Consider the following 13,698-nt stretch of genomic DNA (forward strand, 5'->3'; position numbering starts at 1 on the left):
GTGAATGATTTTTGGGGATGGCCTTCCGATGAATCAAATAAGGAAGCAATAGAAGCATCCATTCGCAAATATGCAAGCGCCATTGCCGATACAGTAAACAAATATGGTTACGACGGCTTTGATATCGATTATGAACCTAATTTTGGCAACCCCGGTAATATCGTAGACGAAGACGATAGAATGTTTGCATTTGTTGATGAACTAGGCAAATATTTCGGTCCGAAATCAGGAACTGGTAAATTATTAGTTATCGATGGCGAACCACAGAGCATAACAGGTAGACCTGAAGTCGGGTTATATTTTGACTATTTTATCATTCAGGCTTACAATAATAGTAGTCCTGGCAGTGATTCTAAACTCGATAAACGTCTTATCACAGGCGGCGTAGCAGGTGCAGGACTTGTTCAGACGTATAGCAGTGTCATGTCTGAAGAACAAATCACGAAGATGACCATCATGACCGAGAATTTCGAGGCTACCGATGCTGCTATGGACGGTGGATATGATTACACTGATCGTTATGGTAACAAAATGAAATCTCTTGAAGGAATGGCACGCTGGCAACCAAGTAACGGATTCCGTAAAGGTGGTGCAGGAACCTATCATATGGAAGCAGAGTATGGAACTTCACCAGAATATAAAAATATACGCCGTGCTATTCAAATTATGAACCCGTCATCACATTCATTACTTAAAAATTAATGTAAACTATGAAACGTATGAATTATATAAAAATTTTATGCTTCTCCGCAGTCATAACAGGCTTAGGAAGTATAGTAAGTTGTGGAGATGCAAAATACGATACTTTAGATACACATGCTTATATTGAAGAAGCTCTTTCCAGTACAAGTCAAAAAGTGACCGTACAGGCTACTGGAGAAAGTTTTACTACCCTAAATGTGCATCTTAGTAATCTTTCTTCTACAGATAATCATTATAAATTGGTTACAGATCAATCAGTACTGAACACTTATAACCATATTAATGGAACCGGATATATAATGTTGCCCAAAGATTATTATACGTTGCCGGAAACGATTACTGTAAAAGCAGGACAATATGCAGCCGATGCCCTCTCCATCGCTTTGAAAGCTTTCAGTCAGGAAATGATGAAATCGGGAGAATCATATGCACTGCCTGTAAAACTAGTATTGCAAGATGGAAGTATTTCACCGATGGAAAATACCGGAACCTTTGTTATTTTGGCAGAAAGTATTATCGAATTTTCAGCTCCAATGTTTGTTGGCGCTCCTAGTTTAAAAGCTAATAAATTCACAGAATCTCCCGAAACGTATTCACAATATACGATAGAGGTTCGTTTTCAGGTAGCCAACACAGCTGACCGTGACCGTGCAGTCTTTAAAAACGGAGGAGATGATGCAAACTTCATCCTTTTACGTTTTGAGGATCCTCAAAGTGACAATGAAAATTATAAGGCACATTCATTAGTACAGATTGTAGGACGTAACCGGCTTTATTTGAATCCAAGTAATTCTTTCAAGCCAAACGAATGGCAACATTTAGCATTGGTCTGTGATGGTTCCAACTATCGACTTTACATAAACGGAGTTGATTCGGGTGTGTTGAGTATACCAACAGGAGCAACAACTTTCTCTGATGTAAATTGGTTCTGCTTAGGTGATGATTCTTATAGTAGATGGGGAAACTGTAAAATTTTGATGAGTGAAGCACGTATTTGGTCCGTAGTTCGTTCCGCTTCTCAAATTCAGAATAACATGACGCAAGTTAGCCCTAAATCTGTAGGTTTGGAAGCTTATTGGCGATTCAATGAAGGACAAGGTAATGTGTTCGAAGATGCAACCGGTAAAGGTCATACTTTGACAACTTCTGCTACTCCTACCTGGATTGACGGTATTTTATCTACAGATAAGGCTACTGAATGGAAATAGTAAAAATTAAATTGTATATGTATATGAAAAATATATTTCAATCACTATCAATAGCAACTCTACTCGGCTTGTTTGTCCCATTCATTTCGTCCTGTAGTGATGATGAAGAAGTTTTTAACGAGTGGAATGCTACGTATGTGTCTCTACAGAGAAATGACTATTTATCGGGGAATGTAAAAAAGTTCAATCTGACTCATGATGCGAATGGAATCGGAGGAGATGAAATTAAGATGGCTTTTACTGTAAAAACACAGAAAGCAGTCTCTACAGATATGGTTATCGCATTAAGTGCAAAAAGTGAAACAGAAGGGCTTGATGCAAGCCAGATCGTTTTAAGTTCCTCACAGGTTACTCTCAAAGAAGGACAGATGACTTCTGAAGAAATCACTGCAACGGTCGATCCAACGATATTCGCCAGTATCATGGAAAAAACAAGTTTCTCTTTCAGTGTATCAATCAGTAATGTAACTACCAATGATAAGAACACTGTCATTAGCAGTAATTTAAGTATCTTACCTGTCATCATTAATAAAGCTGCCTACTGTAATCTAAAAAGTGGTACTCCTAGCAATAGCCAACTTATCAGTAATCGTGTAGGTTGGATTGTTAATGTGGAAGAAGGAGTAGACGGCGCGCCTAATAATTTAATTGATGGCAAGACTGGAACTGACGTTGCTCTAAATAATAAAGGCTTCTGGTTCACCGTTGATTTAGGAGAAACTAAGGTTTTAACAGGCATCAAAACGAATCACTGGGGAAATGCATATGCTCCTAGAGAAGTGGAAATATTACAGTCTGAAAATGGTATGACATGGAAATCATTAAGTTCATTAGCAATACCCGGTAGTAGTACACAAAACATCACGTTCATCTCTCCTATTACTACGCGATATCTAAAATATCAGATTATCACTATCTCTACAAACGGTCGTACGGATGTTACAGAATTTAATGTTTACGAACCCAAAAGTGAATAAACATAATGAATAGGTAACATAGAAATGATAAAATAGAGGGTAATCCAATGGATTACCCTCTATTTTAGAAACATACTTCACAAACATACTTCCAGACTATCAATCTATCTCCCAAAAGAATACTCCAGATCTCTACTTGTTAGTTCATCTTTGTACATCTTTCTTATGACTTATGGTTTTGAATTAAATTTCTCCTACTGAATCTTTACGCTATTATCCGGTTTCAGCCGTTTCAGTTTTGTTCGTAAACGCCTTGATAAAGAGCGACATTGATATGTCGGGTTAAAGTCGTCGACATGCCGGGTTAGTAAATCAGAGTCTCTATTCGCATAAAACGAAGGCTATGTTTCACTCAAACAGCGGCTCTATTGAAGGTAAATAGAGACTCTAAAAAAGAGACTATTTACATCTCCTTTTTGTTTTCAGGTTCGCGTTCAGCCAAAAGCACCGATGAAAAGGAACTTTTTAAGTAGACTGAAAGCTGAATGCGGTTTTTAACTAATTCTATTTAGATGGGCTCACCACGGTGAAGTTTGTTCAAAACTGCACCAAAACAAAATTTTCGATCAAACACTTGTTTCTCTAATGATCTAAGAAAGCCATAAAGGAAAGGGGGATTCTTAATGAGTTAAGAATCCCCCTGTAAAAAGACTTATTTATATCTTATTTCTTCATCACCCGAATAATCCGTCCGTCTTTCTTATAAGAAAAATGATTTGTATGCATCAAAACATTCAGTATTTCATCAGCAGTGCTATCAGTAGAGAATTCACCGGTAAACCGTTCTGATTTCAAAGCATCATCCTTATAGATAAATTTAATATCATACAACTTCTCCATAATATTGGTTATTTCCAATAAAGAATGTTGCTTGAATTCCAACTTACCTTTCATCCACAGGAGCACATCCGTAGGCTGGTTATATTCAATCAACTCTGCCTGATAAGTATCCGTATTCACATTCAATGTCTGTCCCGGTTTCAGTAAATAGCCATTCTCTTCCGTTCGTGGAGAATCCACCCGCACCAAACCTTGAAGCAAGGTAGTCACTACCCTATTCTCTTCTTCACGCGCACGCACATTAAATTTCGTACCAAGCACACAAGTCTTGATTTGTTTACTGTTTACGATAAATGGAGCATGTTTATCATGGGAAACCTCGAAATAAGCTTCACCCGACAAATCGATTTGGCGATCCGAACTCCAGAAAGAATTATGATAAACTAATTTAGAAGATGCATTCAGCCATACCCTACTACCATCCGGCAGTACAGTCTGTGCTCTCTGTCCGGCAGCAGTTATCACCTCATAATCTGAAAGTTTATTGGAAAGTAATCCCCAGGCAATTCCACCGGCAAAAACAAGTCCGGTAAGAAAAGCAGCAGACACAGTAGCATAACGTCCCCAACGGATTGAGATATTTTTCCGTTTAGTCTTTTTCTCCTTTTCTCTGATAGCCGACTTAAATTTATCTAATGACGCCTCTGTATCTATAGCATTCATCACCGCTATACGTTCACCTACAAAAAGAGTATAATAAAGTTGCTCTAAAGTTTTCCGATTCCCCGGTTCTTCCTCGCACCAAGTTTCCACCCGGGCAGCTTCTTCATCATTACATTCACCCTGCAGATAATTCAACAAGATAGTTTCATCCATGCTCATTTAACCTTTTTACAATAAAAAAACTATAAAACCTTTGTAGTAATACAGTTGTGAGTACAAATATACTAAACGAAAAAAGAAAAAATATTTTTTCTCGCATTTTTATTTCATTTATCTACTTCTTTCATTATTTTTGTCTTACATAAATTAAAAGAGAATGCCACAATCTCCGATATATTTGGATATTAATAATAATAAGTCCGTCATCACTGCCTTAAAAGCAGGAGAGGAAAAAGTTTTTGACGTCGTCTACAGACATTATTTCCGTAGGCTATGTGCTTTTTGTTCTCAATACGTAAGTGAGCAGGAAGAAATAGAGGAGATTGTGCAGGAAACAATGATGTGGCTGTGGGAAAACCGTTGTACTCTGATGGAAGATCTGACACTCAAAACTCTTCTTTTTACGATTGTCAAGAACAAAGCCCTCAACCGTCTTTCCCATTTTGAGATTAAACGAAAAGTACATCAGGAAATCGTAGATAAATATGATAGTGAGCTCAATAACCCGGACTTCTATTTGAGTGATGAGCTTTTCCGTCTATATGAAGAAGCATTAAAAAGACTTCCGAAAGAATATCTCGAAGCCTACGAGATGAACCGTAATCAACATCTGACGCATAAAGAAATTGCCGAGAAACTGAATGTATCTCCACAAACGATTAATTACAGAATTGGACAAGCTTTAAAGCTATTACGAGTAGCTTTAAAAGACTATCTACCTTTATTCATACTTATTTTCGGACCTAATTTTTTCGAACAATCATGAAATCAAACTTCGTATTTAGTAGTTCAAGCCTGTTTATCGGACTTTTTCTTTTCTTCTTCACAGAAAATGTATGTTCACAAGAATCTGCTGACAACTGGACTCTTAAACAAGCCCGCCAATGGACACAGAAGCAAGAATGGGCGAACGGGCTGAAGGCAATGCCTCATAAGACAACCGATTATCAGGAGTTTGCCTCACAATATCACAAGAACAAGAAAGTGTGGGACAAGACTTTCCAATGGCTAGCTACCCACGACCTCGTAAATATGCCTGCCGGACGATACGAAGTAGATGGTGAACATTGCTACATCAATGTGCAGGATGCAACAACACAAGATGTCAGTAAACGTAAAATTGAAGCACACCGCCACGGCATCGATTTGCAATATGTAGTAAAAGGTACCGAACGTTTCGGAATTACTTCAGCCGAATATGCGGAGCCTATCACCGAATATAAACCGGATGTTACTTTCTACAAAGCCAAAAAAATAAAATATGTAGATTCCACTCCGGACACATTCTTCATGTTCTTCCCTAAAAACTTCCATCAGGCATTAGTAAAAGCCGGGAAAGAACCGGAAGAGATACGAGTAATCGTTGCTAAAATCGAATATATCCCTTAAACAAAAACATGAGTGAACTTTTAGTCTATAAAGCCTCTGCAGGTTCGGGTAAAACATTTACCCTGGCCGTGGAATACATCAAACTATTAATTTTCAATCCCCGTGCCTACCGGCAAATTCTCGCTGTAACCTTTACCAATAAGGCAACAGCAGAAATGAAGGAACGTATTCTTAGTCAGCTTTACGGCATACAGATAGGTGATAAAGATTCGGAAGCCTATCTCAACCGTATCAAAGAAGAGACAGGAAAAACAGAGCAGGAGATACGGGAAGCGGCAGGCATTGCCCTTAGCTATATGCTGCATGATTACAGCCGGTTCAGGGTAGAGACTATCGACTCATTTTTCCAATCTGTCATGCGTAACCTCGCACGGGAGCTGGAACTTAGTCCGAACCTGAATATCGAGTTAAACAACACCGAAGTTCTTAGTGACGCCGTAGATAGCATGATCGAGAAACTAGGTCCCACTTCCCCTGTCCTCGCATGGTTATTAGACTATATCAATGAGCGAATTGCCGATGATAAACGTTGGAATGTATCAGACGAAGTTAAAAGTTTTGGACGCAATATTTTCGATGAAGGCTATATTGAAAAAGGAGAAGGACTTCGGCAACGACTGCGTAATCCGAACACCATCAAAGAATACCGCAAACAACTGAAAGCTCTGGAAACGGAAATACTGGAGCAAATGAAAGGATTCTACGACCAATTCGAAGGAGAACTAGATGGTCACGCATTAACTGCTGATGATCTGAAAAACGGTTCACGCGGAATCGGAAGTTATTTCCGTAAACTGAATAATGGCGTTTTAAGCAATGATATCCGTAATGCCACAGTAGAGAAATGTCTGGAAGATGCCAAAAATTGGGCAACCAAGACTTCTCCCCGTTATGCGGATATCATCAACCTGGCTAATTCCAGCCTTATACAAATTCTGGAAGATGCTGAAAAGTTGCGTTCCAAGAATAATTTGTTACTGAATAGTTGCCGGTTATCCTTGCAACATCTCAATAAAGTGCAACTTCTCGCCAATATCGACGAAGAAGTACGTCAGTTGAACCACGACAACAACCGTTTTCTGTTGTCAGACACGAACGCCCTGCTTCACCAACTGGTGAAAGACGGTGACTCCTCTTTTGTATTCGAAAAGATAGGGACAAATATCCATAATGTCATGATAGACGAGTTTCAGGATACCAGCCGAATGCAATGGGGCAACTTCAAACTGCTTTTGCTCGAAGGGCTGTCTCAAGGAGCAGACAGTTTGATTGTAGGAGACGTCAAACAGTCCATTTATCGTTGGCGGAATGGTGATTGGGGAATTCTCAACAGCCTGAATGACCACATCGAGCATTTCCCGATCCGCGTCAAGACGTTAGCCACCAATCGGAGAAGTGAAACGAATGTCATCCGGTTTAACAATCGAATCTTCACAGCTGCTGCCAACTATCTGAACGGAGTGTATAAACAGCAATTAGGCAAAGATTGTGAGGATTTGCAAAAAGCCTATGCCGACGTTGTGCAGGAATCTCCCCGAAGTACAGAAAAAGGATATGTAAAAGTCTCTTTTCTCGAACCCGACGAAGAACATGATTATACCGAACAGACATTAATTAGCTTGGGAGAAGAAGTGCAACATCTCCTCACCTCCGGAGTACAACTGAATGATATAGCCATCCTGGTACGAAAAAATAAAAGCATTCCTCGAATCGCCGACTACTTCGATAAGGAGCTACACTATAAAGTGGTATCAGACGAAGCCTTCCGCCTTGACGCCTCTCTTGCCATTTGTATGATGTTGGATGCACTGCGATTCCTTTCCGATGAAAATAATAAAATAGCACGTGCCCAACTGGCCGTAGCCTATCAAAACGAGGTTTTACAGAAAGGACTGGATTGGAATACTCTCCTACTCCTCCCTGCCGAGAATTATCTTCCCGCCGCTTTTCTTGAAAAGACAAAGGAACTAAGGTTAATGCCTCTCTATGAGCTTTTAGAAGAACTTTTCAGCATATTCGAGATGAATCTTATCAAAGATCAGGATGCTTATTTATTCGCTTTCTTTGATGCGGTGATCGATTATCTGCAAAGCAACTCTTCCGAGCTAGACGGATTCATCCGGTATTGGGACGAAACATTATGCAGTAAAACAATTCCGAGTGGAGAAGTAGAAGGTATCCGGATTTTCTCCATACACAAATCCAAAGGATTGGAATTCCATACCGTACTCCTTCCTTTCTGCGACTGGAAACTGGAGAATGAAACCAATAATCAGCTTGTATGGTGTGCCCCGCAAACAGCACCATTCAATACATTGGATATTCTTCCTATTAACTATTCCACCCAAATGGCTGAATCGATTTATGGTAACGACTACCTGCAAGAACGTCTTCAACTTTGGGTAGATAATCTCAATCTACTATACGTTGCTTTTACCCGCGCTGGAAAAAATCTCATTATCTGGAGTAGAAAAAGTCAAAAAGGTACCATGTCCGAACTATTGGCAAACACCCTACCGATAGTAGCCCAAGAAGAAGGGATTGACTGGGAAGAAGACTGTTATGAGCAAGGACAACTATGCCCTTCCGAAAAAGAAAGAATCAAGACATCCACAAACAAGCTAACCCAGAAACCAGAGAAACTCCCTATTCGGATGGAATCCATGCGGCATGATATTGAATTTCGTCAGTCCAACCGCTCTGCTGACTTCATTCAGGGCATTGAAGAAGAAGATTCGGACGACCGCTTTATCAACCGCGGACGTATGTTACATACTTTATTTTCTGTCATCGAAACTGCAGAAGATATCGATCCAGCCATCGAACGGCTTATTTTTGAAGGAGTTATCAGAAATGACGAGAAAGAAAAAGTGGCTCGTGAAGTTGCAAAGAAAGCTTTTTCTTCTCCTGAAATTCAAGATTGGTATTCCGGAAAATGGACACTGTTTAATGAATGTGCTATTATCTATAAAGAAAAAGGAATTTTGCAAACCCGTCGTCCGGATCGTGTAATGATGAAAGACGATCAGGTTGTTGTAGTCGATTTCAAGTTTGGTAAGGAAAATCCTAAATATAACAAACAAGTGAAAGGATATATGCAACTTCTTACCAAGATGGGATATAAGAATATCACCGGCTACTTGTGGTATGTGGATGAAGAAAAAATAGAAAAAGTATGAAAGCTGTTCCTCTCATCGGCATTGCCCGCCATCGACTAACGATTGACGGTGAAGGAGTTACAACATTAGTTGCTTTCCATGGCTGTCCGTTGCGTTGCAAATATTGTCTCAATCCAACTTCTCTACAGCCTGATGGCGTTTGGGAGAGATACGATTGTAACCAACTCTATGAGGAAGTACGCAAAGACGAACTTTACTTTCTGGCGAGCTGCGGAGGAGTCACATTTGGAGGTGGAGAACCATTATTACAAAGCGAATTTATCAGGCAATTCCGCCAACTCTGCGGACCGGAATGGAGAATCACTGTCGAAACCTCTCTCAATGTTCCGCAACAGAATGTAGAAGAACTGATTTCTATTATAGACAATTACATAATCGACATCAAAGATATGAATAATAACATCTATCAGCGATATACCGGAAAGAATAATGAAAACGTCTTAGGTAATTTGCGATATTTAATCGGGAAAGACAAAGCCAAGCAAATCGTTATTCGGACACCACTCATCCCTTCCTATAATACGGAGAAGGATATTGACCAAAGCATAGAACTTTTGAAAGAAATGGGAATCACCCAATTCGACCGATTCACCTATAAAACCCCTAATGATTAATGCCATGGCAAGAGGAAAACAAACCTGTAAAATCTTAAAAGAGATTCGTCGGCAGATAGCCGAAGCGAATGATATTGAATTCATCACCTCTGAATGTCAGTATCAGGGAGATTGTTTGGGTACTTGCCCCAAATGCGAAGCTGAAGTTCGATATTTGGAGCAACAACTTGAACGAAAACGCCGTGTAGGTAAGGCCATCGCTCTGTTTGGACTATCAACTGGTATACTTACAATAATACCTCCTACTTCATTGGACGCAGAAACACTGCAATGCCCTAAAATGAATTGGACCATTACTGCTGACAGCCTGATACAAGAAAAAGACATGAAAGGGGAAGCCCCCTTTTATGGTCCGGAAAAGCTACCGGAATTTCCCGGAGGAACAGAAAAATTTATAGAATTTCTGAAAGAAAATCTTCGTTATTCAGAAATAGATAGTATTGCTAATAATACATACACTGATGTAAAATTCACTATAGATTATGACGGACAAGTTATCAACCCTAAGATTACCCGCAAGATACACCCCAAAGTTGAAGCTGAAATATTAAGGGTCATGTCTCTCATTCCTCGTTGGACACCCGGCATGTTGGCAAATGAGACAGTACAAGTGACATACAATCTGATGCTTTCATTCAGTGCGATGTATAGCCCGGAATTGAGAATCACTTATACTCGTATAAACTATCCTGACGTTTACGAGAAAGTACCTGTTATGCCCGATTTTCCTGAAGGCCAGCAAGCTCTCATGGAATTTCTTGCAAAAAAGATTCAATACCCTAATACAGGAACAGAAGGTAATGGTGTACAGGGGCGTACTATTATTCAGTTCATCGTTGATAAAGAAGGAAATATAGTCAAACCAAAAGTTTTACGTGGCGTAGATCCTTATCTGGATAAAGAAGCTTTACGCGTCATTAATCAAATGCCTAAATGGAAACCGGGAGAACTGGAAGATGGTACTAAAGTTGCTGTTTATTTCACCGTACCTGTTATGTTCCGATTACAATAAATACAAGAATCAGAAAATAGTTTAATCAATATGCAATCATTTCTCCAACTAGTCGCTCATGATTTATATACCAAGATAGGAAACGACCTGTCACGTACGGTACTCGTTTTCCCTAATAAACGTGCTAACTTGTTCTTCAATGAATATTTAGCAGGAGAATCCGATAAACCGATCTGGTCACCAGCTGCCATGAGTATCAGCGACCTGTTTCAGAAACTATCCGTACAGAAAAGCGGCGATCCTATTCGATTGGTCTGCGAACTTTATAAAGTGTTCAAAGAGGAAACACGGAGTCAGGAAACATTGGACGATTTCTACTTCTGGGGCGAATTGTTGATTAGTGATTTTGATGATGTAGATAAGAATATGGTCGATGCCGACAAATTATTCAGCAATCTACAAGATTTGAAAAATCTGATGGATGACTATGAATTCCTTGACAAAGAGCAGGAAGAAGCCATACAACAGTTTTTTCAGAATTTCTCCATTGAAAAACGGACCGAACTAAAAGAAAAATTTATTTCCCTTTGGGACAAGCTAGGTACTATCTACCATCGTTACCGTGCGAACCTGACAGAGTTAGGCATTGCTTACGAAGGCATGCTCTACCGGAACGTGATCGAACAACTCGATACCGACCAACTCAAATACGACAAATACATATTTGTCGGGTTCAACGTTTTGAACAAAGTAGAAAGTGACTTTTTCAGAAAACTGAAAGATGCGGGCAAGGCACTCTTCTATTGGGACTATGATATCTTCTACACCCAACAAATCAAAAAACATGAGGCCGGAGAATTCCTGAAACGTAATCTCGAGGAATTTCCGAACGAACTCCCGGAAAGCTTTTTCAACACCTTTAAAGAACCGAAGAAAATACGTTATATTTCCGCTTCTACCGAGAATGCCCAAGCACGTTTCCTTCCCGGATGGATTAAGGCGATAACAAACGATCATTCACAAATTACCGTAGAAAAGGAAAAAGAAAATGCTGTAGTGCTTTGTAATGAAGCTCTGTTGCTTCCCGTACTTCATTCCATTCCGCAGGAAGTGAAGAATGTCAATATCACCATGGGATTCCCATTGGCTCAAACTCCTGTTTATAGCTTTATCAATGCCGTAATGGAACTGCAAACCAATGGTTACCACTCCGATACCGGCCGATTCACTTACGAGGCAGTATCCGCCATATTGAAGCATCCCTATACCCAGCAATTATCATCCCATGCCGGTCCCCTGGAACGTGAACTGACCCAAACAAACCGTTTTTATCCACTTCCGTCAGAACTTAAACAGGATGATTTTCTAACTACCCTCTTCACTCCCCGTAATGGTATAAAAGAACTATGCGATTATCTGATCGAATTAATCAAAAACATTTCAACCATTTATCGGAAAGAAGGAGAATACAATGATATCTTCAATCAACTATATAGAGAATCGCTCTTTCAAAGCCATACCAAAATCAACCGTCTCTACAGTTTGATTGAAAGCGGAGAACTAAATATACGCACCGATACTCTGAAACGACTGATTACCAAAGTACTGACATCTTCTAACATTCCTTTCCACGGAGAACCTGCTATCGGAATGCAAGTCATGGGAGTATTGGAAACACGTAATCTGGACTTCCGGAATCTCATTATATTGTCTCTCAACGAAGGACAACTTCCAAAATCCGGAGGAGATTCCTCTTTTATTCCCTATAATCTCCGGAAAGCATTTGGCATGACCACTATCGAACACAAAAATGCAGTGTATGCCTACTACTTTTATCGACTGATACAACGGGCAGAGAATATCACGCTACTCTACAATACTTCTTCGGACGGTCTCAACCGTGGAGAAGAATCCCGCTTCATGCTGCAATTACTTGTAGAAGGTCCACATGATATCACTCGCGAGTATCTGGAAGCCGGACAATCTCCGCAAAGTACCCAAGAGATACGAGTAGAAAAAACACCTGAAGTACTAAGACGAATCTATCGTGCTTACGATAGCACTCATCCAAATTCACTGGTTCTCTCTCCTTCCGCCCTTAATGCTTATCTGGATTGCCGGTTGAGATTCTACTACCGCTATGTAGCGGGCTTGAAAACACCGGACGAAGTGAGTGCTGAAATTGATTCCGCTCTATTCGGAACCATTTTCCACCTCTCCGCCCAATTGGCATACACCGACCTGACTGCAACCGGAAAAACGATACAGAAAGAAGATCTTGAACGCTTATTACGCAATGACGTGAAGCTACAAAGCTACGTTGACCAAGCCTTCAAAAAAGAATTATTCAAAGTTTCTCCCGAAGAAAAACCGGAATATAACGGCATACAACTTATCAACTCCAAAGTAATTGTTTCCTATCTGAAACAATTGCTGCGTAACGACCTTCAATATACTCCTTTCGAAATGGTCGCTATGGAAAAGAAAGTTTCAGAAGAGATTACTATACAAACAGGACAAGGACCGTTCACTCTCCGTCTGGGTGGCACAATCGACCGTATGGATGCAAAAGAAAGTACCCTGCGGATTGTTGACTACAAAACAGGAGGAAGCCCTAAAATACCTGCTAATATCGAGCAACTGTTCACCCCATCGGAAACACGCCCGAACTATATTTTCCAGACTTTTCTGTATGCTGCTATCATGAGCCGGCAACAATCGTTAATGGTAGCTCCTGCTCTGCTCTACATCCACCGGGCAGCATCGGAAAACTATTCGCCTGTTATTGAAATGGGAGAACCTCGTAAACCGAAAATACCGGTAAACAACTTCGCTTTCTTTGAAGATGAATTCCGTGAACGCCTGCAAACATTATTAGAAGAAATATTCAGCGAAGAAGAGCCTTTTACGCAGACAGAAGATACTAAAAAATGTTCGTATTGCGATTTTAAGGCTATCTGCAAACGATAAACCGAAAATAGAATATACCAATTAAATAAGGGCACGATTTACATA

The 13,698-nt window shown here is 40.0% G+C and carries 10 protein-coding genes; 9 read left to right on the forward strand and 1 reads right to left on the reverse strand.

Annotated features, from left to right (window positions below; all coding sequences use genetic code 11):
- The 3 genes from BXY_RS03210 to BXY_RS03220 form a co-directional block, all read left to right on the forward strand.
- Nucleotides 1-702 (forward strand): glycoside hydrolase family 18 (locus tag BXY_RS03210; protein WP_243442467.1); only part of this gene is annotated, 702 nt, incomplete at its 5' end.
- An 8-nt stretch (nt 703-710) separates the two neighbouring features.
- Nucleotides 711-1,910, forward strand: a complete 1,200-nt coding sequence (locus BXY_RS03215) for a DUF1735 and LamG domain-containing protein (RefSeq protein WP_015531211.1) — start codon at nt 711-713, stop codon at nt 1,908-1,910.
- Nucleotides 1,911-1,933: 23 nt separating this feature from the next.
- The gene (locus BXY_RS03220) at nt 1,934-2,887 is read left to right on the forward strand and encodes a DUF4999 domain-containing protein (protein ID WP_009039645.1); all 954 of its coding nucleotides are present in this window, start codon (nt 1,934-1,936) and stop codon (nt 2,885-2,887) included.
- Between the two features lie 663 nt (nt 2,888-3,550).
- Here the strand turns inward: BXY_RS03220 and BXY_RS03225 are convergent.
- Nucleotides 3,551-4,543: a FecR family protein gene (locus tag BXY_RS03225; protein WP_120070481.1), complete on the reverse strand. Its 993-nt coding sequence runs from the start codon at nt 4,541-4,543 to the stop codon at nt 3,551-3,553.
- A 163-nt stretch (nt 4,544-4,706) separates the two neighbouring features.
- Between BXY_RS03225 and BXY_RS03230 the strand changes: the two genes are divergently transcribed.
- Genes BXY_RS03230 through BXY_RS03255 form a run of 6 tightly spaced genes read left to right on the forward strand, consistent with a single transcriptional unit; the run spans nt 4,707 to nt 13,653 of the window.
- A complete protein-coding gene (locus BXY_RS03230) occupies nt 4,707-5,315 on the forward strand; it encodes an RNA polymerase sigma-70 factor (RefSeq protein WP_008640553.1) in 609 nt (202 codons plus the stop codon).
- Nucleotides 5,312-5,938, forward strand: coding sequence for a YhcH/YjgK/YiaL family protein (locus tag BXY_RS03235; protein WP_008640554.1), 627 nt, complete (start codon nt 5,312-5,314; stop codon nt 5,936-5,938). Before BXY_RS03230 ends, BXY_RS03235 begins: the two co-directional genes overlap by 4 nt.
- Before the next feature lie 8 nt (nt 5,939-5,946).
- Nucleotides 5,947-9,117, forward strand: a complete 3,171-nt coding sequence (locus tag BXY_RS03240; protein ID WP_015531214.1) for a UvrD-helicase domain-containing protein — start codon at nt 5,947-5,949, stop codon at nt 9,115-9,117.
- Nucleotides 9,114-9,731, forward strand: coding sequence for a radical SAM protein (locus BXY_RS03245; protein ID WP_008640556.1), 618 nt, complete (start codon nt 9,114-9,116; stop codon nt 9,729-9,731). Before BXY_RS03240 ends, BXY_RS03245 begins: the two co-directional genes overlap by 4 nt.
- A 4-nt stretch (nt 9,732-9,735) precedes the next feature.
- Nucleotides 9,736-10,743, forward strand: a complete 1,008-nt coding sequence (locus tag BXY_RS03250; RefSeq protein WP_243442468.1) for an energy transducer TonB — start codon at nt 9,736-9,738, stop codon at nt 10,741-10,743.
- 30 nt (nt 10,744-10,773) lie between these two features.
- Nucleotides 10,774-13,653, forward strand: a complete 2,880-nt coding sequence (locus BXY_RS03255; RefSeq protein WP_015531216.1) for a PD-(D/E)XK nuclease family protein — start codon at nt 10,774-10,776, stop codon at nt 13,651-13,653.
- The last annotated feature ends 45 nt before the right edge of the window (nt 13,654-13,698 follow it).

This window comes from Bacteroides xylanisolvens XB1A (assembly GCF_000210075.1).
Classification (GTDB): domain Bacteria; phylum Bacteroidota; class Bacteroidia; order Bacteroidales; family Bacteroidaceae; genus Bacteroides; species Bacteroides xylanisolvens.